Origin of the sequence: Pseudomonas sp. zfem004 (assembly GCF_032621715.1) — a bacterium.
Taxonomy (GTDB): domain Bacteria; phylum Pseudomonadota; class Gammaproteobacteria; order Pseudomonadales; family Pseudomonadaceae; genus Aquipseudomonas; species Aquipseudomonas sichuanensis.
This window is the reverse complement of sequence record NZ_JAVYJF010000025.1, coordinates 43288-67327: the sequence shown is the minus strand read 5'-3', so window position 1 is coordinate 67327 and position 24040 is coordinate 43288. Positions and strand designations below refer to the sequence as shown.

The following is a 24040-nucleotide window of genomic DNA, read 5'->3' as shown; positions in this document are numbered from 1 at the left end:
CGGCCAACCGTACCTGATCGAGATTGCACACATGTATGACTGGCTGAACGCCCTACCCAAGGCGGAACTGCACATGCACCTGGAGGGCTCGCTGGAGCCCGAACTGCTGTTCGCCCTGGCTGAGCGCAACAAGATCGCCCTGCCCTGGGCGGATGTGGAAACCCTGCGCAGCGCCTACGCCTTCAACAACCTGCAGGAATTCCTCGACCTCTATTACCAGGGCGCCGACGTACTGCGCACCGAGCAGGACTTCTATGACCTGACCTGGGCCTACCTGCAACGCTGCAAGGCGCAGAACGTCATCCATACCGAACCCTTCTTCGACCCGCAGACCCACACCGACCGCGGCATCCCCTTCGAAGTGGTACTGCGCGGCATCGACCAGGCGCTCAAGGATGGCCGCCAGCAACTGGGCATCAGCAGCGGCCTGATCCTCAGTTTCCTGCGCCACCTGAGCGAAGACGAAGCGCAGAAGACCCTCGACATGGCCCTGCCGTTCCGCGACGCCTTCATCGCCGTGGGCCTGGACAGCTCGGAGCAAGGCCACCCGCCAAGCAAGTTCCAGCGTGTGTTCGACCGCGCCCGCAGCGAAGGCTTCGTGGCCGTGGCCCATGCCGGCGAGGAAGGCCCGCCCGAGTACATCTGGGAAGCCCTCGACCTGCTCCAGATCAAGCGCATCGACCATGGCGTACGTGCCATTGAAGATGAGCGCCTGATGCAGCGCATCATCGACGAACAGATCCCGCTGACCGTCTGCCCGCTGTCCAACACCAAGCTGTGCGTGTTCGACCACATGAGCCAGCACAACATCCTCGACATGCTCGAGCGCGGCGTGAAGGTCACGGTCAATTCCGACGACCCGGCCTATTTCGGCGGCTACGTCACCGAAAACTTCCACGCCCTGCACCAGCACCTGGGCATGACCGAGGACCAGGCTCGCCGCCTGGCGCAGAACAGCCTGGACGCCCGCCTGGTACGCTAACCCACCTGCCGGGCAGGAAGGCTGGCGATAGCGTTGATCTGCTGAAAGCCGAGCGGGGTAATATTCACCGCCCGGCTGCCTTCCTGCTCACGCACCCAGCCCGACTGCACGAACAGCTTGAGCAGGGCCTGCCCCAGGCTACCGCCAAGGTGCGGCCCCTGATCGCTCCATTCGCTGCAATGGCAGATCACACAATCACGTGGCTGCCCATGTGCCAGCGCATCGATGTAAAGCCCTATCGCCTGCAGCCGTTGCCGGCCGTCCTGGCTCACGAACAGATACTGCTCGCTGCCTTCCAGCCATCCGGCGGCAAGCAGGCGCTGGTACAGCTCGGCGACCACTTCGCCGCCCAGGTGATCGCCGCACAGGCGCGCCTTGCGCATGGCCAGCGGTATCTGCAGTGGCGTGCCGGCGTGGGCTCCTGCACGGCTCTCCAGCTGCACGCTGGCCAACGCCTCCACCGCCGCGATCACCTCCGGGTTGGCAAGACGATAGAAGCGTTTGCGCCCGCGAATTTCCAGCCGCAGCAAACCCGCGCCGGCCAGCAGGGTCAGGTGCGAACAGGCCGAGGAGGCGCTCAGGCTGGTCATGCTCGCCAGCTCGTCCGCCGCACGCGGAGTACCATCGATCAGTGCCCACAACATGGCACTGCGTTTGGGGTCTGCCATCAGGCCGGCGGCCTGGCTGATACTGTGGACTGCATTCATCAACCTGCTCCCTGAAAGTTCTCGTCTGAAAAACCAGCGCGAACCTGCCGGTCTCATCAAGGTGGCCCAGACGAGGGTGTCGATGAATGATCGGCGAATGGTGCGATACCCCTGCGCATCCCTGAGCGCGGTTCGCCCTTCTGGCAGGGAAGTATCTCTGGCTGGCACTGGCTGCCGGGAGCAGTATAAGCCGCGTGAAAGCACGCGCCCTGCCCCTGCTGGAGCCCAGCCGCAGGGGGGCACCTGGCGCTCACGGTCGGCGACAGGCACTTGGCAAAGCCCTTTCCCCCGTGCAACAGCGCCCAAAGCCTGCAACGGCTTTGCGCCCCAGTTGTACCGCCCGACAATACCGACAGTTCCCTACATAACTTTCGCGTATCAAACCAGAAAGCTTCCCCGCTCCTGCCCGCCATGACCGTCAGTCCGGGTAATGATGTCGGTCATGGCGAGCGCCTTTAGCGGCGCTAAACTTCATCGGCGCTCGCTCACTGGAGGTGGATCGCGATGAAGATTGTCGTCTGTGCGTCGAACCGAAACCCCAATTGCCCGTGGCAGGTCCAGCTCGATCAGCACGTCGTGAGCTTTCGCAGCGAAAGCGAAGCGCGTGCCTTCGTCGCCCTACTGGAAACGCGGCTCAATGCCCCCCACCCACTCACGCCGAGCGCCTGGCCTGCAAGCGCCGGGTCAGCACTGCGACACTGACCACCAGTGCGCCGCACAGGCTGATCACCAACGCCATGGGCACCGCGCTGCCGTCGTGCAGCACGCCAACCAGCGCCGCCGCACCAGCGGCGACGCTGAACTGCAGGCAGCCCATCAATGCCGAAGCACTGCCGGCCCGCGCACCCTGCCCGCTCATGGCGCAGGCCGAGGCGTTGGGGATGATGCATCCCAGGCTGGAAATGCACACGAACAGCGGTACCAGCAACGGCCACAGAGCGGCCGGGTGCAGCGCCGCCACCGCCAGCAGCACCAAGGCAGCCGCCAGGTACAACCAGACCGCACGGGCCAGCAGGAAGGCGGGGCCACGCTTGGCCAACAAGCGGGCATTGACCTGGGCCATGAGAATGAACCCTGCGGCGTTGCTACCGAACAGCCAGCCATAGTGCTCCGGCGGCACGCCGTAGAGCTTGATGAACACGAACGGCGAACCGGCGATGTAGGCGAACATCCCGGCAATGGCGATGCCACCGGTCAGCGCATGGCCAACAAAAGCCCGGTCGGCCAGTAACCGCAGGTATTGGCGCAAGGCGCCAGACAAGGGTTGGCGCGGCACATGCGTCGGCAGGCTTTCCGGCAAGCCCAGGCCAACGGCCAGCAAGCACACGCCGCTGAACAGGCTCAAGGCAAGGAAGATCGATTGCCAGCCGGCCACGTTCACCAGCACGCCACCTAGCATCGGCGCCAGGATCGGCGCGAGCCCCATCACCAGCATCAACTGCGAGAACACCTTGGCCGACGCCACAGCATCGCACTTGTCACTGACGATCGCCCGCGACAGCACCATGCCGGCGCAGCCACCCAGTGCCTGGACGAAGCGCGCCACGATAAGGCTGTCGAGGGTGGGCGCGTAGGCACAGGCCAGCGACGCCACGGTGAACAGGCCGACCCCGAACAACAGCGGGATGCGTCGGCCAAAGCGGTCGGCCACCGGGCCGTAGGCCAGCTGGCCCAGCGAGAGACCGAGGAAGTAGGCCGCCAGGGTGGTCTGCACGTGCTTTTCGTCGGTAGCGAAACCGTGCGCCATGGCGGGGAAGGCAGGCAGGTAGAAGTCGATCGCCAAAGGCCCGAACGCACTGAGGGCGCCGAGGATCAGCAAGGTTCGCAGGTTCATGAAGAATCCATAGCAGGCTAAGCAAGTGCGTTAGTCTACCTGCTGTGGATCATCCAACGTTGAAAACCTTTGTAATAATTGGGGGCGTCGAACGCCCCCTGGCAGCCGTCAGGCCACCTCGGCCTGGTAGCCTTCTTCGCGGATCGCCGCAATGATCTGCTCGGCAGCCAGTGCACTCTCCACCCGCACCTGCCGCGCCGCCAGGTCCACCTCCACCCGCGCCGCCGCATCCTGCGCCTGCACCGCCCGGGTTACGCCCTTCACACAATGGCCGCAGGTCATGCCTTGTACATTGAACACTTGCATCGAGGTTGCCTCCTTCAGGGTTTTTCGCAGTCTCAGCCTTGCCCTCGGGGCAAGGTCAAGTTCTGCCTGCAACGGCCGGGCTGGAAATCTGCGCGCGGCTCGGCCAAGCTGCGCCTTTGACGTTTTTGCCAGCAGGAGATTCTTCATGATCAGGACCGCACTGACCCTCGCCGGATTGCTGGGCGCGCTGGCCACGGTGCCACCGGCCAGCGCCGAGGGCAATTCGGACTACAGCGTGCTGATCATTTCCCGGGAGCGCCTGGAAGTGGCCACCAGTTGCGAGATCGGCATCTACCTCAACGATCAGTTGTCCGGCCGGTTGTTCCAGGAGCAGTCGACCTCCTTCAACCTGCCCGCCGGTCCGATCGATGTGCGCCTGCGCCTGTTACCCGGGCAGAGCCCCGGTTGCGCCCCCGGCATCGAGGACCAACGCAGCACGCGCCTGACGTTGCAGGCGGGCCAGATCAACAAATACCGCATTGCCATGGGGCACAGTGGCCTGGTGCTCAAGCGAGCCAGCCTGGGCTATTGACCTTGCCAGCATGGCAAGGTTGATGCTGCTGGCTTGTCCACGGAGGAAAGAGCCATGTCCGCATCCACCACCTTCGACCTGCCGATCGCCGGCATGACCTGCGCCAGCTGCGCAGGTCGGGTCGAGCGCGCCCTGCGCAAGGTCACCGGCGCAGAACAGGTCAGCGTCAACCTCGCCACCGAACAGGCCCGGGTCCAGGCCCCGGCCGACAGCCTGCCGGCGCTGGTCGACGCGGTGCGCGAGGCGGGCTACAGCGTGCCCACCCGCACCCTCGAACTGCAGATAGGCGGCATGACCTGCGCCAGTTGCGTGGGCCGTGTCGAGCGCGCCCTCGGCAAAGTGCCGGGGGTCGAGCAGATCAGCGTCAACCTGGCCAGCGAACGCGCCCACCTCGAAGTGCTGCAGGCCGTCGATGACGCCGCGCTGATCGCCGCGGTCGAGCAAGCCGGCTACAGCGCCACCCTGCCACGCACCGCGCACGATGACCTGGCCCTGGCACAACACCGCTTGCGCAACGAACGCCTGGCCGTCGGTGCCGCCCTGCTGCTGGCGCTGCCATTGGTGCTGCCGATGCTGGTGCAGCCGTTCGGCCTGCACTGGATGCTGCCGGCCTGGGCGCAGTTCCTGCTGGCCACTCCGGTGCAGTTCATCCTCGGTGCACGCTTCTACGTCGCCGCCTGGAAGGCCGTGCGCGCCGGGGCCGGCAACATGGACCTGCTGGTCGCCCTCGGCACCAGCGCCGGTTACGGCCTGAGCCTGTACCAATGGGCCAATGCCCATGCCGGCATGGAGCCGCACCTGTATTTCGAAGCCTCGGCGGTGGTGATTGCCCTGGTACTGCTCGGCAAATACCTGGAAAGCCGCGCCAAGCGCCAGACTGCCAGCGCCATCCGCGCCCTGGAAGCACTGCGCCCGGAGCGAGCGCTGCGGGTAGTCGATGGCCATGAAGAAGACGTGGCGATCAGCCAGTTGCGCCTGGGCGACCTGGTGCTGGTCAAACCTGGCGAGCGCTTCCCGGTCGACGGCGAAGTGCTCGAGGGCAGCAGCCATGCCGACGAAGCGCTGATCAGCGGCGAAAGCCTGCCCGTGCCCAAACAACCCGGCGATACAGTCACCGGCGGCGCCATCAACGGCGAGGGCCGGCTGCTGGTGCAGACCCGCGCCCTGGGTACCGAAACCGTGCTGGCGCGCATCATCCGCCTGGTCGAGGATGCCCAGGCAGCCAAGGCACCGATCCAGAAACTGGTCGACCGGGTCAGCCAGGTATTCGTCCCCGCCGTGCTGGTGCTGGCGCTGCTCACCCTGGTGGGCTGGTGGCTGGCCGGCGCGCCGCTGGAAACCGCGCTGATCAACGCCGTCGCCGTGCTGGTGATCGCCTGCCCCTGCGCCCTTGGCCTGGCAACGCCCGCCGCGATCATGGCCGGCACCGGTGTCGCTGCCCGCCACGGCATCCTGATCAAGGACGCCGAAGCGCTGGAGCGCGCCCATGCGGTCAACCGCGTGGTATTCGACAAGACTGGCACCCTGACCTCCGGCAGCCCACGCATCGTCCACAGCCAGGCGGCCAGTGGCGACAAGGGTGAACTCCTGCGCCTGGCCGGGGCCTTGCAACGCGGCAGTGAACACCCCTTGGCCAAAGCGGTACTCGACGCCTGCGCCGAGCAAGGCCTGGATGTACCGCAGGTGAATGACAGCCAGTCCCTGACCGGCCGCGGTATCGCCGGCCTGGTGGGCGGCCGCGACCTGGCGCTGGGCAACCGCCGCCTGCTCGATGAAAGCCAACTGCAGCCCGGTGGGCTGGCGGCCAGTGCCCAGGCCTGGGAGGCCGAGGGCCGCACCCTGTCCTGGTTGATCGAACGGGGCAGCCAACCCCGCGTGCTGGGCCTGTTCGCCTTCGGCGACAGCCTCAAGCCCGGCGCTGCCCAGGCCATCGACGCCCTGCACGCCCGTGGCATCAGCAGCCACCTGCTGACCGGCGACAACCGGGGCAGCGCCAAGGTCGTCGCCGACGCCCTGGGCATCGACGATGTGCATGCCGAAGTGCTGCCGGCCGACAAGGCCGCCACCGTGGCCAGGCTCAAGCAGGATGGCGTGGTGGCCATGGTCGGCGACGGCATCAACGACGCCCCCGCCCTGGCCGCCGCCGACATCGGCATCGCCATGGGCGGTGGTACCGACGTGGCCATGCAGGCCGCCGGCATCACCCTGATGCGCGGCGACCCGCGCCTGGTGCCCGCCGCACTGGAGATCAGCCGCAAGACCTACGCCAAGATCCGCCAGAACCTGTTCTGGGCCTTCATCTACAACCTGGTCGGCATCCCCCTGGCAGCCTTCGGCTACCTCAACCCGGTGCTGGCCGGCGCCGCCATGGCCCTGTCCAGCGTCAGTGTGGTCAGCAATGCCTTGTGGCTGAAAACCTGGAAACCCACCGGCACCGACCAGGAGGCGCCATGAACATCGGCCAGGCCGCCCGCCACAGCGGGCTCAGCGCCAAGATGATCCGCTACTACGAGTCCATCGGCCTGCTGCGCCCGGCCATGCGCAGCGACAGCGGCTACCGTCTCTACGGCCCGGAAGACCTGCACAGCCTGGCGTTCATCAAGCGCTCGCGTGACCTGGGCTTTTCGCTGGATGAAGTGGCAAAACTGTTGACCCTGTGGCAGGACCGGCAACGCGCCAGCGCCGACGTGAAGGCGCTGGCCACCCAGCACATCGATGCGCTCAACCGGCGTATCGAAGAGCTGGTCAGCCTGCGCGATACCCTCGGTGAGCTGGTCGCCCACTGCCAGGGCGACGACCGCCCGGATTGCCCGATCCTCAAGGACCTGGCCAATGGTTGCTGCCACTGAACCCAGGCCCGCATAACAGTGGGAGCGTCGGTGCGCCGCTCCCATGCACTCCTTTCGACTCAATCGCCGCTCTTGGTATGCCATATTAGCCTTGAGCCGACCGAATCCCCCTCAAACACCCGTTTCATCCAATAAATACGGGCATTTCCCTTCAAGAAACCCAGACGCTGCCGATGCCCTGAGTACCTGCCTCGTGTATCGAAAAAAATAATCTGGGAGCGTGGATGAACATCAAGCAAAAACTGACCTGGGCGTTCGCCGTCATTGCCGGCCTGCCCATCGTCATCGTCGCCACCCTGGTGGTGGTCAACCTGCGCGGTGAAGCCCGCGATGATTTCCTCGACAACAGCAGCCGGGAAATCCGCCAGGTCGGCAACGCCATGAACCTGTTCTTCCAGGGCATCACCCAGAACGTCGATTACCTCGCCGCGCAGCCGTTGGTGGCCGCCAGCGCCGACAATGTGAAAAAGCACATCAGCGCCGATGCCGCCAACATTGCCCCCGGCGAGCAGGACAAGGTCCTGTTCGACCTGTTCAGCCGCCTGGCCCAGAGCCACCCGGACTACGCCTATGTGTCCTATGGCCTGAAGGACGGCGGCTACGCGTTCTGGCCCGGCGATCCGAAAATGGCCAACTACGACCCGCGCACCCGCCCCTGGTACCAGGCCGCCATGGCCAACCCTGGCAAGACCCTGCGTACCGCGCCTTACTACTGGGCCGGTGACGACGCCGTACTGGTCAGCACCGTGCGCGCCGTGGCCAACCAGCTGGGCAACCCGGGTGGCGTGGTCAACATCGATGTGTCGCTCAAGGGCCTGACCGAGATCGTCAAGCAGATCAAGCTGGGCGAAAGCGGCTACCTGATCCTGATGGAAAACAACGGCAACGTGATGGTCGATCCGCGCGACGCCAGCCACAACTTCAAGCAGCTTTCCAGCTTTGGCGATGGCTACGCCGACCTGGCCAAGGCCGGCAAAGGCCTGGTCGAGGTCGAGATCAACGGCGAGCGCTTCATGGCCAACGTCTACCCTGACGAGCGACTGGGCTGGACCTTCATCGGCCTGATCCACGAAAGCGAAGTGATGCAGACCACCACCCGCCTGACCTGGCTGATCGGCGCCGTGGCGCTGATCCTCGCCGCCGTGTTCGCGGTGGTCGGCGCGGCTTTCGCCAAGCTCATCGTGCGCCCGATCAACAGCGTCACCCATGGCCTGGAAGACATCGCCCAGGGCGAAGGCGACCTGACCCGCAGCCTGGAAATCCGCGGCCGCGATGAAACCGCGCAACTGGCCAGCTGGTTCAACCAGTTCCTCGGCGCCATTCGCAGCCTGATCCAGCACATCGGCGCGGCGGCCAGCAAGATCCTCAGCACCTCCAGCAGCTCGACCCGGGTCTCCGCCGACATGAGCGAAGCCGCCGGGCGCCAGCGCGAAGCGGTGGACATGGTCTCGACCGCCTTCCACGAAATGGTCGCCACCGCCAACGAAGTGGCGCGTTCGTGCAGCCAGGCCGCGCAGTCGGCCGACAGCGGCCAGCAGCAGGCCCGCGACGGCCAGCAGCAGATCGACGCCGCGGTGCAGAGCGTCGACCGCCTGAGCCGTGAAATCGAGCAGTCGGCGCAGTCGATCCAGCAACTGGAACGCGACAGCAATGCCATCCAGTCGATCCTCGGCACCATCCGCTCGATCGCCGAGCAGACCAACCTGCTGGCGCTCAATGCCGCCATCGAAGCCGCCCGCGCCGGCGAGCAGGGCCGTGGTTTTGCCGTGGTCGCCGACGAAGTCCGCGCCCTGGCCAAGCGCACCGCCGACTCCACCGCCGAAATCGACGGCCTGCTTGGCAACCTGGCCAGCCGCACCGCCGAAGTGGCCGAACAGATGCACGCCAGCATCGAGGTGTCGCAGCAGTCGGTCAGCCGCATCGGCCTGGCCCGCGACAGCTTCGGCCAGATCCGCGAATCGGTGGATGTGATCCGCGACATGAACACCCAGATCGCCACCGCCGCCGAAGAGCAGCACCAGGTGGCCGAGGACATCAACCGGCACATCAGCCAGATCCATGGCGATGCGCAGTTGGTGGCCGAGCTGGCCCAGGCCGCGCGCCAGGACTCCGAGAGCCTGGCCGGGCTGTCCAACGAGCTGGATGCCTTGGTGCGGCGCTTCCGCACCTGACCGCATCGCGGGGCAAGCCCGCTCCCACGTTCGACTGCCCCCAAAAAGTTGGAAACCAATTCAACCCTTGGGGGCAGCGTGGGAGCGGGCTTGCCCCGCGATGGTTTCAGAGCCTCAACTCCCCCGGCGTCGCCCCGAACAACTGCTTGAACGCCGCAATAAAGGCCGACGTGGAGTCATAGCCACACCCCAACGCCGCATCCGTCACACTCTCCCCCGCCTCCAGCAGCGCCAGCGATGACAGCAGACGCATGCGCTGGCGCCAGTTGCGAAAACTCAACCCCGTCTCACGCTGGAACAGGCGCATCAAGGTCTTCTCCGACACCCCCAACTGCACGGCCCATTGCTGCAAGGTCTGCGGCTGATCGGGCGCGGCAATCAGCCCGTTGCACAGCGCCAGCAGGCCGGGATGGCGGGGCAACGGCAGGGAGAACGCGACTTGCGGCAAGTTGCGCAGCTGGTCGAGCAGCACCGCCACCAGGCGTGCCTCGGCACTGTCCCCTTCGGGGTAGTCCACGGCAAAGGTGCAAAACTGCTTGATCAGCTCCCGCGCCAGCGGTGTCACCTCCAGCACCCGGCACTCCTGCGTGGCCCAGGGGCAGGCATCGCGGCGCACGTACAGGCTGCGCATCTCGGCCTGCATCGAAGTCACCACCTCGTGCTCGGCCCCCGCCGGTATCCACACCCCCCACTGCGGCGGGGCGAAGTAGCTGCCGTCATGGGTATAAACGCCAAGCACGCCGCTGATGGCATAGGAAAACTGCACCCAGTCATGCTGGTGGCGCGTGGTCCAGGAGCCGGCGCCGAGGCTTTCGGCACGGGCGTAGAGTGGCCTGGGCAGATGGTCCAGGACGGGGATGGGGCGCGGAGCGCGGGTCTGTCCGACAGTCGGCATGGCAAGGCCTGTTGTTGCTGATCGGACAAGACTAACAGCCCCGCGCCGGCTTAGCGCTCGACAATAGCCGTCACCCCTTGCCCGCCCGCCGCGCAGATCGAAATCAGCCCACGCCCTTTACCGCGCCCGGCCAACAGCTTGGCCATGTTGGCCAGGATGCGCCCGCCGGTCGCCGCGAACGGATGCCCGGCGGCCAGCGAGCTGCCCTTCACATTGAGCTTGCTGCGGTCGATGGCCCCAAGCGGTGCGTCCAGCCCCAGGCGCGTGCGGCAGTATTCGGCGTCCTCCCAGGCCTTGAGCGTGCACAGCACCTGCGCGGCGAAGGCTTCATGGATCTCGTAGAAATCGAAGTCCTGCAGGGTCAGGCCGTTGCGCGCCAGCAGCCGCGGCACCGCATACACCGGCGCCATCAGCAGGCCCTCCTGGCCGTGAACAAAATCCACGGCGGCGTTCTCGCCATCGACCAGATACGCCAGCACTTCCAGGCCATGGGCCTGCGCCCAGTCATCACTGCCCAGCAGCACCAGGGAGGCGCCATCGGTCAGCGGCGTGGAGTTGCCCGGCGTCAGGCTGCCCTGGCCGCTGCGGTCGAACACCGGCTCGAGCTTGGCCAGCTGTTCCAGAGTGAGGTCGGGGCGCAAGTTGTTGTCGCGGGTCAGGCCCAGGTAGGGCGTCAGCAGGTCGTCGTGCCAGCCTTCGGCGTAGGCGGCGGCCAGGTGCTGGTGGCTCTCGAGCGCGAGTTCATCCTGCGCAGCCCGCTCAATGTGCCAAAGCTGCGCCATGCGTTCGCAATGCTCACCCATCGACAGCCCGGTACGCGGTTCGCCGTTGCGCGGCAGTGCGGGTTTCAAGTGCCGTGGGCGCAACTTCAGGAAGGGCTTGAGGCGTTCGCCCAGCGTTCGGCCACGGTGGGCCTGCAGGAGGATCTGGCGCAGGCCCTCGTTGACCGCGATCGGTGCATCGGAGGTGGTGTCGACGCCGCCGGCAATGCCGCTGTCGATCTGCCCCAGGGCAATCTTGTTGGCGACCAGCAACGCTGCCTCCAGCCCCGTGCCGCAGGCCTGCTGGATATCGTAGGCCGGGGTGCACGGCGACAGGCGCGAGCCGAGCACGCATTCGCGGGTCAGGTTCATGTCGTGGGAATGCTTGAGCACCGCCCCCGCCGCCACTTCACCGAGGCACAGGCCGTGCAGCCGGTAACGCTCGATCAGGCCCTCCAGCGCCGCCGTCAGCATCGCCTGGTTGCTGGCCCGAGCGTAGGCGCCATTGGAGCGTGCGAAGGGAATCCGGTTACCACCCAGGATCGCGACCCGGCGAGTTGAACGCATGCCTGTACCTCCAGAAGCAAATAGATCCGTAAGCGTAGTTCTTTTCGCCCGGTCGAACGCCCCTGCCACAAACATGGTCCACACTTGCATGCTTGCCTTCAGGGAGATCCGTACATGAGTGACCGCTATCTCGGCTTCGCCAACTCCAACCTCGGCCGGCGCCTGGTCGATGCCCTCGGCCTACCACGTCCGGCCCCGCTGGAACGCTGGCAGCCAGGCCGCCTGCGCCCGGTGGAAGGTGCCCTGGTGCTGGGCGGCGGGCCGCTGGCCAGGCAGGTAGAGAGCATTGCCCCGCGCCTGACCGCCGAATGCTACAGCTTCAATGACGACAGCCTGCAATCGCCGGCCTGGGTCGCCGGCCTTGGGCCAAAACCCAAGGCGCTGGTGTTCGATGCCAGCGCGCTGGCCGACAGCGACCAGCTCAAGCAATTGCGCGAATTCTTCCAACCGCTGCTGCGCAGCCTGGCGCCTTGCGCCCACGTGGTGATCCTCGGCCGCCCCCCGCAGGCCACCGACGACCCGCAGGCCAGCGTGGCCCAGCGTGCCCTTGAGGGCTTCAGCCGTTCGTTGGGCAAGGAGCTGCGCAATGGCGCCACCGCCAATCTGCTGTATGTCGGCGCCGATGCCGAGGACCAGCTGGAGGGTGCGCTGCGCTTCTTCCTTTCGCCCAAAAGCGCGTTCATCAGCGGCCAGGTCCTGCACCTGAGTGCCTGCGCCGCCCAGGTCGGTGACTGGACCCGCCCGCTCGCCGGGCGCCGGGCCCTGGTCACCGGCGCCGCCCGTGGTATCGGCGCGGCCATCGCCGAAACCCTGGCCCGTGATGGCGCCGAGGTGACCCTGCTCGACGTGCCCCAGGCGCAAAAGGACCTCGACGCCCTCGCCGAGCGCCTGGGCGGCCGTGCCCTGGCCCTGGACATCTGCGCCGCCGACGCCGCCACGCAACTGGTCGAGGCGCTGCCCGATGGCCTCGATATCCTCGTGCACAACGCCGGCATCACCCGCGACAAGACCCTCGCCAACATGACCCCGGAATACTGGGACGCGGTGCTGGCGGTCAACCTCAAGGCGCCGCAGGTGCTCACCCAGGCGCTGCTGGAGGCCGGCAAGCTGCACGATGGCGCACGCATCACCCTGCTCGCCTCGGTGAGCGGCATCGCCGGCAACCGTGGCCAGGCCAACTACGCTGCGAGCAAGGCCGGGCTGATCGGTTTTGCCCAGGCCTGGGCACCGACACTGGCCAAGCACGGCGCCAGCATCAACGCAGTGGCCCCCGGGTTCATCGAAACCCACATGACCGCCGCCATGCCCATGGGCCTGCGCGAGGCCGGGCGGCGCCTGAGCTCGCTGGGCCAGGGCGGGTTGCCGCAGGATGTCGCCGAAGCCATCGCCTGGCTCAGCCAGCCGGGCTCGGGGACGGTCAACGGCCAGGTCCTGCGCGTTTGCGGGCAGGCACTGATAGGAGCCTGACATGACCTTGACCTGGCATGACCTGCACAGCCCCGACGCACGGGCCAACCTGTACCTGCGCGCCCTGCGCAAACGCAAGATCAGCGCCACGCAGCTCCCCGAGCAAGGCTTGCGCTGCTTCCTGCGGGTCGATCCGAACCACCTGACGGCCTACCGCAGGCTCTGTCACTTCCCCGACGATGGCCGCCTGCCGGGTACCTACCCGCACATCATGGCCTTCACCCTGCAGTTGCAACTGCTGACCGCCAACGCCTTCCCCTTCCCGCTGCTGGGCATGGTGCATCTGCACAACAGTATCGAAGTGCTGCGCCCGCTCGGCGGCATCGACGGGCTGCGCTTCGCCGTGCATGCACAGAACCTGCAGGCGCACGAGAAAGGCGGCACTTTCGACCTGATCACCGAGGCCGAGGATGGCCTGGGCCTGCTCTGGCGCGAGACCAGCCGCATGCTGGTACGCGGGCTGAAACTCGACAGCGCCGCACAGCCGGCCAGCGAAACCGAACCGGCCGAGCTGCCCGAGGCCACCCGCTGGTACGCCGACAGCGATATCGGCCGGCGCTACGCCCGGGTGTGCGGTGACTACAACCCGATCCACCTGAGCGCGGCCAGCGCGCGCCTGTTCGGGTTCCCCAGGGCCATTGCCCACGGCATGTGGAGCAAGGCCATGGCACTGGCGGCGCTGCAGGGCCATCTGCCGAAGGCCGGCTACGGCTTCGAAGTGGATTTCCACAAGCCGGTGCGCTTGCCGTCGGAAGTGGTACTCAGCGCCAGTGCCGCGGCGCCAACGGGCGAGCTGCGGTTGGATGGGCATGGCGGACTGCTGCACATGGTGGGGCGCTGGCGTTCACTCTGATCATCGCGGGGCAAGTCGCATCGGCGCACCGCCGCTCCCACGCTTCTTCTTGGACTGCACCAAAAAGTTGGACACCAATCCAACCCTTGGGGGCAGTCCATCTCGTGGGAGCGGGCTTGCCCCGCGATGAGGCCACCACTGATGTCACTTGCTTTACCGTCGACCTCGCCGGAAGCTATGCGCCACGAGGAGAGCCCCGATGAACCTGCAAGAACTGACCGAACGCCTGCACCGGATCCGCGACACCAACGACTGGCGCGGCTTCCACAGCCCGAAGAACCTGGCCATGGCCGCCAGCGTGGAAATGGCCGAACTGGTGGAAATCTTCCAATGGCTGAGTGAAGACCAGTCACGCCAGTTGCCCCCGGAGCAGCTCGCCCATGCCGGCCAGGAAGTCGGCGACATCGTCCTCTACCTGTTGCTGCTGTGCAGCGAGCTGGGCCTGGACATGAACGAAGTGGTACGGGCCAAGCTGGCCGACAGCGAGAGGCGCTTCGGCAAATGAACGACCGTCACTTCGATGAACTGGCCACCCGCTTCGCCGAGAAGATCTACGGTGGCGCCAAGGGCGCGATCCGCCTGGCAGTACTCCAGGCCGACCTGGCCGACGCCCTGCCCGACCGCCCGCTGCGCATCCTCGACATCGGCGCCGGCCTGGGCCACATGGCCCTGTGGCTGGCCCAGCGCGGCCACCAATTGACCCTCGCCGAGCCCGCCGAGCCGATGCTCGAAGGTGCCCGTAGCCGCTTCGCCGAGGCTGGCGTGCAGGCCACCTTCATCCAGGCGCCGTGGCAGGACCTGCTCGGCCAGCTGACCGAACCCTACGACCTGGTACTGTGCCACGCCGTGCTGGAATGGCTGGCCGAACCCGAAAGCATCCTGCCGGTCCTGCACCAGCTGACCGCCCCCGGCGGCTGGCTGTCGCTGGCGTTCTACAACCGCGACGCGCTGGTTTACCGCAACCTGCTCAAGGGCCATTTCCGCAAGTTGCGCAGCAACCGCCTGGCCGGTGAAAAGCAGAGCCTGACCCCACAAAAACCACTTGATCCGCGCCAATTGCGGGCGCAACTTGAACCTCTGTGGCAGGTCGAAAGCGAAAGTGGCGTGCGCGTGTTCCACGACTACATGCCCAAGGAATTCCAGGACAAGGCCGAGTTGCTCGACCTGCTGGAAATGGAACTGGCGCACCGCCGTCACCCAAGTTTCGCCGGGCTCGGCCGCTACCTGCACTGGATCTGCCGCCCGCACTGACCCCAACGGCCAGGAGGAACCATGCCGTACCGCTTGCTCTGCCTGGCCCTCTTGCCCTTCGCCCTGGCCGCCTGCCAAGGCAGCAACCCCTACGTGGCCAGTGGCAACCCCATCCCGCCGGCCCCGCCCCAGGCCGCCAGCACCTTCGATGCCAGTGCCTACCCGACGCCACCGCGCGACTATGGCCGCTACCGCAGCTGGAGCTGGCGCGACAACCAGCAGCCCATCGGCCTGGTCAACGGCGAACCGGGCCAACTGGCCGACGCGGTGAGCAGCGCCCTCGATCAACAGGGCCTGCGCCCGGCCCGGGGTGGCGCGCCAGACTTGCTGGTCAGCGCCGACATCCGCCTGGAACGGCGCCTGCGCCAGGTGCGCGACTACGACAGCTACGACCCCTACTACGGGCCCTACCCCTACGGCAGCGTCGGCTACGGCGGCTACCGCAACGGCTACGGCGCCTATGGCAGCGTACCGATCGTGCGCACCTACCAGGTCGAGGTCATGGTGGTGCGCATCGACCTGTTCGACGCGCGCAACGGCCAGCCGGTGTGGAGCGCCAGCGCCGAAAGCGGCAGCGACAAGGACTCGCCGCGCGAGCGCGAGAGCGCCCTGCGCGAATCAGTGAGCAAGGCACTGAGCGGCTATCCTCCCAGTTAACCTTTAACGGAGAACCATCATGTTGCGACGTCTCGTTGTACTGTCCTTCGCGCTGCTGCTCGGTGCCTGTGCGAGCAACAACGTCCAACAGGATTTCGATGCCAGCCGCGATTTCGCCGCCTACCGCAGCTGGGCCTGGCAGGAGCCCGGCCTGCAGTACCGGCCGGATGACCCGCGGATCAAGAGCGACCTCACCGAGCAGCGCATCCGCCAGGCCGTCGCCGGCCAGCTCGACCAGCGTGGCCTGCGCCCCGTGCAGGGCAACGCCAAAGCTGATGTGAAAGTGCGCGCCTACCTGATCGTCGAAGACCGCCAGCAGCAGGTCACCACCAACTACGGCGGTGCCTGGGGCGGTTATTGGGGGGGCTACTGGGGCGGCCCGATGTACAACGAGACCCGCAGCGTCGACTACAAGGTGGCGACCATCCAGGTCGACATGTTCGATGGCCGAGACGGCAAGCTGGTCTGGCGTGGCAGCGCCGAGCAGATCATGAACAACTACCCGCCCAGCCCACAGGAGCGCAACGCCGCGATCCAGAAGACCGTGACCCAGGTATTGAGCAACTACCCACCCCACTGAGTGAGTCGTTGTCCCCATCGCCGGCAAGCCGGCTCCCACAGGTACAGCGCCGCACTGCGGAGATGCGTCACACCTGTGGGAGCCGGCTTCCCGGCGATAGGCCGTTACAGACAGTCCACGACCTATACCCCAATCAAGGCAACTTGCCATCAGCTTGACTACACTCCCTGCACCGCCGCCGCGCTGCCAGGCCACAGGCCGGCAAAGGAGTGCCCGTGGTTCCCCATCCCGCAGTGCGCCAACGCGGCGCGATCGGCCTGATGGCCGCACTGACCCTTGGCCTGGCCCTGCTATTCATGCTGCTCACCGTCGACAGCGGGCGCCTGTACCTGGAACAACGCAAGCTGCAGCGCATCGCCGACATGGCCGCGCTGGAGGCCGCCGAGCATGGCGGCGTGTGCAGCGGCGCCGGCGTGCAGGCCTCGGTGCTGGCCCGCACCGCCGCCACCCGCAACGGCCACTCCGTCAACAACCCATTGATCGCCAGCTGTGGCTACCTGCGCACCGGCACTGACAACCTGCGGGTATTCACCGCCGACAACAGCCGCCCTGAAGCGATCAAGGTCGAAGTCAGAAACGCGGTTACCACCAGTGCCGCCGGCGGCCTGTTCAGCCTGATCGATGGCAATTTCTCGCGTACCACCACACTGCATGCCAGTGCCGTGGCGGCCAAGGCCGCGCCGCCCCAAGCGATGCTGCGGATTCGCAGTACCCTGGCAACCCTCGACTCGCGCCACTCAACCTTGCTCAATGCCCTGCTCACCAGCCTGGGCGGCAACGCCCAGCTCAACCTGGCCGGCTGGCAGGGCATCGCCGATACCCAGATCAACCTGCTCAAATATGTCGAGCAACTGGCAGTAGACCTGAATATCAAGGCCGGTGATTACGACAAGTTGCTCAACACGGATGCCACGCTCACCCAATTGCTGAACGCCGCCGTCCATGTCCTGCAACAGAGCAGTTCGACGCTCGGCGTCGCCACCAACCTTGGCAATGTTGCAGTCGGGACACCCAGCGGCAAACTGCATCTGGGCGACATTCTCGACATCCAGAACGGCACGGCGCAGGCCGGTCTGGACAGCAGCATTCAGCTGCTGCAATTGGTCCAGGGAGTGATTCAGTTGGCCGTGAGCAAGAACGCCGCAAACGTCGACTTGCCCATCAGCGTACTGGGGCTGGTCAATGGCCGGGTCCAGATGAAGGTGATCCAGCCTGAACAGGTCTCGGCAGTGGGCAACCCCGCCACCGACGTGATCGAAGTGCATACCGCGCAGGTGCAGGCACTGGTATCGCTCGACCTGCCACTGCTAGATGGCGTGCTTGGCCTGGTCAACGCTGTGACCAGCCTGGCCGCCCCGCTGACCTCGGTGCTCAACGACCTGCTGCACTTGAACCTGGTGGGTGTGGTCCAGTCGCTGACCTGCGCGCTGGGGCTCAGCCAGTGCAAGTACGTCGAGGTAAAAGTCGTGCCGGATAAAGCATCACTGCACATCGGCATCGAAGTAGCCAAGGCAGAAAGCCGGGTGAGCGACTACCGCTGCCTACCCGACAAACGCCTTACCGCCACCACCCGCAGCGCAGCCGCCGTCGTGACCATCGGCAAGTACAAGGATGCGAACACATTCTTCCTGAACGGGAGCTCAGCGCTCACCCCATTGCCCCTGGTCGATATCGGCATCAAGACCTGCGGCCCATTGGGCGCCGCCTGTACCCGCGCGGCTTTTGCCGGGGGCGGCCTTGGGCTCAAGGCCAACGCGCCAATCCTGCAGGCAACGGTCACCCCGCTGCTGTTCGAAGGCGCTTCTGCACCACCGGACATCAACCAACTGCCGGCCTATCTGCGCATGAACAACCAGGATGTGGTCGGCAGCCTGACCACCACATTTGCGGGCGTTCAGATCGAAGCCTACAAGCCTGACGTGAACAATGTTTTCGGTGACCTGATGAACCTTGTGGCCGGCACGCTAACTACCGTGAAAAGCATCCTGGAGCCACTGATCAAAAACCTGCTCAGCCCACTGATCGACCCCTTGCTCAACGTGCTGCTCAAGACCCTGGGCATCGATCTGGCCAATGCCCAGGTCGGCGCCAACCTCAGTTGCAGCAGCGGGCATGCTCAACTGCTGCTGTGAAGCGGCAGTTCAACCCGGAAACACGCGCCCTCGTCGCTGTTGGCCACCGACAGGCTGCCGCCCATGTGGCTGACGATGCCGTGGCTGACCGACAGCCCAAGGCCGGTGCCGACTCCGGCCGGCTTGGTGGTGAAGAAGGGTTCGAAGATGCGCTCGAGCAGATGCGGGTCGATGCCGCCGCCGTTGTCGTCCACCAGCAGGCACAGGCGCGAGCCTTGCAAGCTCTGGCGCACGCGGATCCAGGGTTGCGCGCTGCGCTGCTCGAGCAAGGCGTCACGGGCGTTGACCATCAGGTTGATCAACACCTGCTCCAGCTGATCCTGATGGCCGAACACCTGCGGTTGCTCGGCGGGCGCCTCGATGCACAGGTTCACGCCCTTGCCGCGCAGGCCCTCCTCCAGCAAGGCGCGGGCCCCTTCTACCGCGCCCCAGGCGCTGAAGCACTCACGCTCGGGCGCCGAACGCCGGCCATACACGCGCATGTGCTCGACCAGCCGCGCGGCGCGCTCGATCTGCGCCTCGATCCGGCGCAGCTTCTGTTCCATGTACGCAGGATCGGCAGTGCCGTTTTCAAGGCGCTGCAGCGTGTTGACCACCGCCATGCGCATCACGTTGAGCGGCTGGTTGATCTCGTGCACCAGCCCGGTCGCCAGCTCGCCCAGCGTGGCCATTTTCGCCCCCTGCAGCAATTGCTGCTGGCTGCGCCGCACCGCCGTGTTGTCTCGGCCGACAGCCTGGATCTCCAGCAGGCGGCCCTGGGCATCGAACAGCCCGCGATCGGCCCACACCCACCAGGCCTGTTCACGGCCAGGCAGTTGCAGGCAGATTTCCGCGCTGCTCATCGGCTGCTCCGGGGTCAGCGCCTGCAAGCGCTGAAGGAAGTCTTCACGCTGGCTGGCGGACAGCCACTGGCCCAGGTTCGCGCCCACCAGCTGCTCCGGCGTGCAGTGCAGGTAGTCGGCCAGGGGCCGGTTGCCGAACACCAGGCTCAGGTCTGGGCGGTAGCGGCAGATCATCGCCGGTGAGTCCTCCACCAGCACGCGGTAGCGCTCCTCGCTCTGGCGCGTGCGCTCGGCGGCCTCGGTCGCTTCGCTGACATCCAGCCACAGCCCGACCACCTCCTGGGGTTGGCCGAGGTCGTCACGCAACAGACGCGCCTCATCGTGCATCCAGTGGTAGCCGCCAAGCTGGTCGCGCAGGCGGTAACGGCAGCGCACCTGGCCGTCGCGCAGCAGGTCGCGGGTGCGCGCCAGCCACAGCGGCCGGTCATCCGGGTGCACGGCCAGGCCCGGCTGGCGCGCCAGTTCGCCATCGGCCGGCCAGCCCAGCAATGGCGCCAGGCTGGCACTGAAGAATTCGCTGTGCAGCGCGCCGTCGGCGTAACGCTGCACGTAGATCACCGCCGGCGAACTGGCGATCAGGTTCTCCAGCCGGGCTCGGGCAGTGCCGGCCTGATGCTCCTGGGTCTTGAGCGCGCTGATGTCGAGCAGGAAACCGCGCAACTGCTGCCCCTGCAACTGACCAACCCATTGGAACCAGCGCTGCGCACCCATGCCATCGGCCTCGCCCAGGCGCAGGCTCAGGTTCAGCGCCAGCCCCTCACGCGCCTGCTGCAGCGCCAGTTGCGCGGGCTCACGGTCGGCCGGGTGCAGGCGCGCCAACCATTGCCCTTCACCGACCTGACGCGACAACGCCAAGGTCGTGGCCAGCGCCGGGTCGAGTTGCAACTGGCCGTCCAGCGGCCACTCCCACCAGCCCGCCCCCAGTTGCTGCTGGAGGTCGTCGAGGTGACTGGCCTGGCGTTGCAGCTGCTGGTGTCGATGACGCGCCAGCAGCGGCTCGACCAAGGTCCGCGCCAACGCCAGCGCCATGTCGGCCGGGGGCGTCTGCGCGGCCCCGGCGCACAGCAGCCAGGCCTCGGCATCCAGCCCTTGGCGGTAGGGCACCAGGAACAGCGAAAGCCCGCCGCAGCGCGCCAGCAGCTCAGGGTCATCGGTGACTTCGATCAACGTCTGCGCAGGCAGTTGCCGCAACCAGGGCTGCAACCGGCCATCGTCCGGCCAGGGCCACTGGTCCTCGTTGCTGGCGTAGTGGCGCCAGCCACCCGGCTCACGCAGCATCAGCCGCAGCGAGGCGGCCTGCCAGTGTTCGGCCAGCGCCTGCAACTGCTCACGGGTAGTCTGCAGCAAGCGCTCGGCGCCGCACTCACGCAGCGCATGGCCAATCTCGACCAGCAGTGGCCGCTGGCGATCCCAGCGCTGCTCGCGCAGCAGGTCGCCAATATCGAACAGCTGCAGCAGCCAAGCCTCGCCGTGGCGCTGCAACCAGCCACGGGTATGCAGCGCCTGGCCCATGACCGTGTGGAAATCCAGATCCAGCGGCTGCCCCTGCCAGTCACCAGGTTCGCCTTCGAGCACCAGCCAGCTGTGGCGTTGCAGGTAGTCGTGCACCCGCGCGGTGGAACGCCCTGGCAAGGCCAGCAAGGTCCGCAGCGGGCCCGCCAGACGCAGCACCCGAGCCTGATCGTCGAGCCACAGTTGCAGGCCCACCGCCGGCACGTTGGCCAGCTCGGGTGCAGGGGACGGCGGCAGGCGCCAACGGTCGAACAGGCTGCCCGTCACAGTTGCAGGCTCGCCTGGGCCTGCAGGCGCTCAGGCAGCTTCGGCACTTCGCCGATCAGCGGCAGCACCAGCACGGGCAACACCCGCTCCAGCCGGTCACGGGGGTAGTCGATGGTGACCGTCAGCAGCTTGTCCGCCCCCACCACAACCCGGGTGTCGCCCGCCACGTTGAAGCCGAGGGCGTCGGGCATCCAGGCCAACTGCCGGCTGATTACCTGGTGCGCCACGCCTTGCACGTCCAGTGCATAGGTGGCGCTTGCCGGATCGACGGCCACGCAGCGACGCACCGCCTCGCTGCTGGCCTGGTTGAACGACTGCAGCATCAGCATCGGCAGGGCATAACTGACCAGCCCATAGAACACCGCGAAAAAAATCATGAATACCGCGACAAACTCGATGGCTGCCGCGCCTTTTTGCCGTCCCGCCGGGCTTGCTTGCATGTTCGCGTCTACCCTGACTGTGAGACCTGTCTGACAGCATAGAACCGTTCAACGAATAGGGATGGCAATTTGCCAATGCAAAGCATTGTTCTTCTGATGTGGCTTGCCTTGTGCACCGAACAAGATGTCCGTGAACGGCAGATTTCCAACGCCCTCACCCTGGGTGTCGCAACCTGCGCCCTGGCCTGGCTGTTCGCCACCGGCCGCACCTGGATCGGCGCCGATGCCAGCGAGGCCGGCTGGGCCCTGGCCATCGTGATGCTGCTGACACTGCCCGGCTACATGCTCGGCCGTTTCGGTGCCGGCGACGTCAAGCTGATGGCCGCCCTGGCCCTGGCCACCAGCCCGCAGTATGTGCTGGGTACCTTCATCGGCGCCGGCATCACCGTGCTGGCCTGGCTGCTGGGCCGGCGCCGGCTGTGGACCCTGCTCAATCCAAAACTGAAAAAACGCCTGCAGAAACTCGCTGAAGAAGTCGGCGACAAGCAGCCCTTTGCGCCTTATGTACTGGCCGGCTTTCTCCTGACGGCAGTTTGGATCCAATGAAGACTGAACGTTCGGATAAGGTGTACAGTCCATGTACTTGATTGCAAAGTGCGACTACTTTCTTGTTGCCGGTGCCCACGGCCCGGCCGCAAGACCGATACGACAGGGAGTTGATCGTGAACAAGTCCGTCAGTGAAGTGAAAGTGCTGGTTGTCGATGACCAGCCGTTGATTGTCGAAGAATTGTGCGACTGGCTGGAAAGTGAAGGCTATCGCTGCGTCCCGGCCCATTCCACGGACCAGGCCATCGAGCAGTACATCGCCGACGAAGCCATCGGCCTGGTGCTCTGCGACCTGCATATGCCCGAGCGCGATGGCATCGAGCTGGTCCGGGCGCTGAAACAGATCTCCGGCAACCAGCGGCTGTTCGAGGCGATCATGCTGACCGGCCGCGCCGAAAAGCAGGATGTGATCCGCGCCCTGCGTGAAGGCTTCGCCGACTACTACCAGAAGCCCATGGACCTGACCGAGCTGCTCGAAGGCGTGCGGCGCCAGGAGCTCGCCTTGCTGGAGCGCCAGCGCAACTTCCGCGAACTGGGCAACCTCAACCAGCGCTTGCAGGGCCTGGCCGAGTCCATCGACGAGCTCTACCAGGACCTGGAAAAAGCCCGCGGCCAGGGCGTGCATCGCCGCGCCACGGACGTCGAGGAGGCCGAGCCGGAACTGCCGTCGGCATTCGAGAAGCTGTCCCCGCGCCAGATGGAAGTGGCAAAGCTGGTGAGCAAGGGCAAGACCAACTACCAGATCGCCTGCGAGCTGGGCATCACCGAGAACACCGTCAAGCTCTATGTTTCACAGGTGTTGCGCCTGACCCACATGCACAACCGCACGCAGCTGACACTGGCGCTGGCGCCCCGCTCGTCGCCGCTGCACCAGCGCTTCACCACCCATTGACGGCCATCAACCGCCATTGTTCGACGAGCTGATCTTGGTCCAGCGATAGAAGTCCGGAATCTCGTACTTGTAGCTGTCCAGCCAGCGCTGCATGGACTGGTCGCGCTCCTTGTCGGTCTGCTGCTGGCGCACCGGCGAGGCCTGCCGATTGCTCGCCTGCACCTGCAGCAGCGCCTCGGTGGCGGTTTCTGCCCGCGCTTGGCGTACCGGCTCCTCGGCCTGCGCCAGCAGCGGTGTGGCCAGGCAGGCCAGGGCTATCCAGGGCTTGAACATACTCACCTCCCGTTCAATTGATGGCTGCCGTCGGCGTGGCGCGTGCGGCAAGCGGGCCGCGCCCAGTAGCTCTGAGCTGCTGGGCCCGGGCCTGGGCTTCGGCGAACTGCTCAGGCTTGAGCCGCAGGCGCTTGACCAGGTCCTCGGCCTGGTTCCAGTTGTCCTGCACCAGTGACAGGGTCACCAGGTTGACCGCCGGCAATGGGTTGTCATCCTTCAGTTCAAGGGCGGTGAGGAATTCGAAGCGCGCCTGCTCATCGTTGCCCAGTTTCATCTGCACCAGGCCCAGGTCGTTGCGTACCTTTTCATCGGTCGGCGCCAGGCGCGCCGCGCGCTGCAGGTTGCGTAGGGCCTGTGTGTCGTCGCCCCGCGCCGCGGCTATCTGCCCCAGGCCATGCTCGCCTTCCGCCGCCAGGCAGCCCCCCAGCAGGCTGCGGTACAGCGGTTCGGCCTCGCTGCGGCCCAGCAGGCGCAGTACCTTGGCCTTGCGCAGGCGCACCTGGTCAAGGGTGTCCGGTAACTGCTCCAGGTGCGCCAACCCCGCATGCGGGCGGCCTTCGCCAATCATCTGGTCGGCCATGTCCAGGCTCAACTGCTGGTCGGCTGCGGGCTTGCCACAACTGCCGCCACCAAACAGCTGGGCCAGGCCTTCGGGCGGTTGCCCGGCACAGCCGGTCAGCAAGAGCAGGCCCGTCATCAGCACGATCGCTTTCATCCCTCTCC

24 protein-coding genes and 1 pseudogene are annotated in these 24040 nt (G+C 66.2%); 16 read left to right on the top strand and 9 right to left on the bottom strand.

The features are described from left to right. Positions 1-31 precede the first annotated feature (31 nt). Positions 32-982, top strand: coding sequence for an adenosine deaminase (locus tag RTH46_RS22460; protein WP_316906667.1), 951 nt, complete (start codon positions 32-34; stop codon positions 980-982). Here the strand turns inward: RTH46_RS22460 and RTH46_RS22455 are convergent. Beyond that, the gene (locus RTH46_RS22455) at positions 979-1689 is read right to left on the bottom strand and encodes an ArsR/SmtB family transcription factor (protein ID WP_153785822.1); all 711 of its coding nucleotides are present in this window, start codon (positions 1687-1689) and stop codon (positions 979-981) included. The two genes, RTH46_RS22460 and RTH46_RS22455, sit on opposite strands and share 4 nt — an antisense overlap. Positions 1690-2193: 504 nt before the next feature. Between RTH46_RS22455 and RTH46_RS22450 the strand changes: the two genes are divergently transcribed. Next, complete coding sequence (locus RTH46_RS22450; protein ID WP_256671306.1) at positions 2194-2391, top strand: hypothetical protein; 198 nt, start codon at positions 2194-2196, stop codon at positions 2389-2391. On the opposite strand, the gene RTH46_RS22445 is transcribed toward RTH46_RS22450, so the two are convergent. Continuing rightward, positions 2342-3523, bottom strand: a complete 1182-nt coding sequence (locus RTH46_RS22445; protein WP_316906666.1) for a multidrug effflux MFS transporter — start codon at positions 3521-3523, stop codon at positions 2342-2344. The two genes, RTH46_RS22450 and RTH46_RS22445, sit on opposite strands and share 50 nt — an antisense overlap. A gap of 108 nt (positions 3524-3631) precedes the next feature. Beyond that, positions 3632-3829, bottom strand: coding sequence for a heavy-metal-associated domain-containing protein (locus RTH46_RS22440; RefSeq protein WP_153785820.1), 198 nt, complete (start codon positions 3827-3829; stop codon positions 3632-3634). A gap of 145 nt (positions 3830-3974) precedes the next feature. Between RTH46_RS22440 and RTH46_RS22435 the strand changes: the two genes are divergently transcribed. The 5 genes and pseudogenes from RTH46_RS22435 (at position 3975) to RTH46_RS26400 (ending at position 9381) form a co-directional block, all read left to right on the top strand. Continuing rightward, positions 3975-4361, top strand: a complete 387-nt coding sequence (locus RTH46_RS22435; RefSeq protein ID WP_316906665.1) for a hypothetical protein — start codon at positions 3975-3977, stop codon at positions 4359-4361. Between the two features lie 54 nt (positions 4362-4415). Beyond that, complete coding sequence (locus RTH46_RS22430) at positions 4416-6815, top strand: heavy metal translocating P-type ATPase (RefSeq protein WP_316906664.1); 2400 nt, start codon at positions 4416-4418, stop codon at positions 6813-6815. After that, positions 6812-7210, top strand: coding sequence for a Cu(I)-responsive transcriptional regulator (gene cueR / locus RTH46_RS22425; protein ID WP_153785817.1), 399 nt, complete (start codon positions 6812-6814; stop codon positions 7208-7210). Before RTH46_RS22430 ends, cueR begins: the two co-directional genes overlap by 4 nt. A 224-nt stretch (positions 7211-7434) precedes the next feature. After that, positions 7435-8523, top strand: a pseudogene (locus RTH46_RS26405) (cache domain-containing protein); the annotation flags it as partial. Positions 8524-8613: 90 nt separating this feature from the next. Next, a complete protein-coding gene (locus RTH46_RS26400) occupies positions 8614-9381 on the top strand; it encodes a methyl-accepting chemotaxis protein (protein ID WP_371923660.1) in 768 nt (255 codons plus the stop codon). A gap of 106 nt (positions 9382-9487) precedes the next feature. Here the strand turns inward: RTH46_RS26400 and RTH46_RS22415 are convergent, their stop codons facing one another. Next, positions 9488-10276 (bottom strand): helix-turn-helix transcriptional regulator, encoded by a 789-nt coding sequence (locus RTH46_RS22415; RefSeq protein ID WP_316906662.1) that lies wholly within the window; start codon positions 10274-10276, stop codon positions 9488-9490. Between the two features lie 50 nt (positions 10277-10326). After that, a complete protein-coding gene (locus RTH46_RS22410; protein ID WP_316906661.1) occupies positions 10327-11604 on the bottom strand; it encodes an acetyl-CoA C-acetyltransferase in 1278 nt (425 codons plus the stop codon). A 114-nt stretch (positions 11605-11718) separates the two neighbouring features. Here RTH46_RS22410 and RTH46_RS22405 point away from each other — a divergent pair, with 114 nt between their 5' ends. The 7 genes from RTH46_RS22405 (at position 11719) to RTH46_RS22375 (ending at position 18544) form a co-directional block, all read left to right on the top strand. Continuing rightward, on the top strand, positions 11719-13071 hold the full coding sequence (locus RTH46_RS22405; RefSeq protein ID WP_316906660.1) for a 3-oxoacyl-ACP reductase: 1353 nt from the start codon (positions 11719-11721) through the stop codon (positions 13069-13071). A 1-nt stretch (position 13072) separates the two neighbouring features. Then, entirely contained in the window at positions 13073-13924 is an 852-nt protein-coding gene (locus RTH46_RS22400) for a MaoC family dehydratase (RefSeq protein ID WP_316906659.1), read from the top strand. Between the two features lie 199 nt (positions 13925-14123). Continuing rightward, positions 14124-14429, top strand: coding sequence for a MazG-like family protein (locus RTH46_RS22395; protein WP_110992909.1), 306 nt, complete (start codon positions 14124-14126; stop codon positions 14427-14429). Next, positions 14426-15175 (top strand): methyltransferase domain-containing protein, encoded by a 750-nt coding sequence (locus tag RTH46_RS22390; RefSeq protein ID WP_153785811.1) that lies wholly within the window; start codon positions 14426-14428, stop codon positions 15173-15175. The genes RTH46_RS22395 and RTH46_RS22390 overlap by 4 nt, the downstream gene beginning before the upstream one ends. Positions 15176-15196: 21 nt before the next feature. Further along, positions 15197-15832, top strand: a complete 636-nt coding sequence (locus tag RTH46_RS22385; protein WP_316906658.1) for a DUF4136 domain-containing protein — start codon at positions 15197-15199, stop codon at positions 15830-15832. 19 nt (positions 15833-15851) lie between these two features. After that, on the top strand, positions 15852-16412 hold the full coding sequence (locus tag RTH46_RS22380; RefSeq protein WP_110992912.1) for a DUF4136 domain-containing protein: 561 nt from the start codon (positions 15852-15854) through the stop codon (positions 16410-16412). Positions 16413-16627: 215 nt separating this feature from the next. Next, positions 16628-18544 (top strand): pilus assembly protein TadG-related protein, encoded by a 1917-nt coding sequence (locus RTH46_RS22375; protein ID WP_316906657.1) that lies wholly within the window; start codon positions 16628-16630, stop codon positions 18542-18544. On the opposite strand, the gene RTH46_RS22370 is transcribed toward RTH46_RS22375, so the two are convergent. Both RTH46_RS22370 and RTH46_RS22365 read right to left on the bottom strand, forming a co-directional pair. After that, positions 18529-21165, bottom strand: coding sequence for an ATP-binding protein (locus RTH46_RS22370; RefSeq protein WP_316906656.1), 2637 nt, complete (start codon positions 21163-21165; stop codon positions 18529-18531). The genes RTH46_RS22375 and RTH46_RS22370 overlap by 16 nt on opposite strands. Then, complete coding sequence (locus RTH46_RS22365) at positions 21162-21605, bottom strand: TadE/TadG family type IV pilus assembly protein (RefSeq protein ID WP_153785809.1); 444 nt, start codon at positions 21603-21605, stop codon at positions 21162-21164. The genes RTH46_RS22370 and RTH46_RS22365 overlap by 4 nt, the downstream gene beginning before the upstream one ends. A 75-nt stretch (positions 21606-21680) precedes the next feature. Between RTH46_RS22365 and RTH46_RS22360 the strand changes: the two genes are divergently transcribed. Together RTH46_RS22360 and RTH46_RS22355 are read left to right on the top strand one after the other, a co-directional pair. Continuing rightward, a complete protein-coding gene (locus RTH46_RS22360; RefSeq protein WP_153785808.1) occupies positions 21681-22151 on the top strand; it encodes a prepilin peptidase in 471 nt (156 codons plus the stop codon). A 110-nt stretch (positions 22152-22261) separates the two neighbouring features. Beyond that, a complete protein-coding gene (locus tag RTH46_RS22355; protein WP_410478591.1) occupies positions 22262-23044 on the top strand; it encodes a response regulator in 783 nt (260 codons plus the stop codon). 6 nt (positions 23045-23050) lie between these two features. On the opposite strand, the gene RTH46_RS22350 is transcribed toward RTH46_RS22355, so the two are convergent. Together RTH46_RS22350 and RTH46_RS22345 are read right to left on the bottom strand one after the other, a co-directional pair. Continuing rightward, complete coding sequence (locus RTH46_RS22350) at positions 23051-23317, bottom strand: DUF3613 domain-containing protein (protein ID WP_153785806.1); 267 nt, start codon at positions 23315-23317, stop codon at positions 23051-23053. Positions 23318-23330: 13 nt separating this feature from the next. Continuing rightward, positions 23331-24032 (bottom strand): tetratricopeptide repeat protein, encoded by a 702-nt coding sequence (locus tag RTH46_RS22345; RefSeq protein ID WP_153785805.1) that lies wholly within the window; start codon positions 24030-24032, stop codon positions 23331-23333. Between the last annotated feature and the right edge of the window lie 8 nt (positions 24033-24040).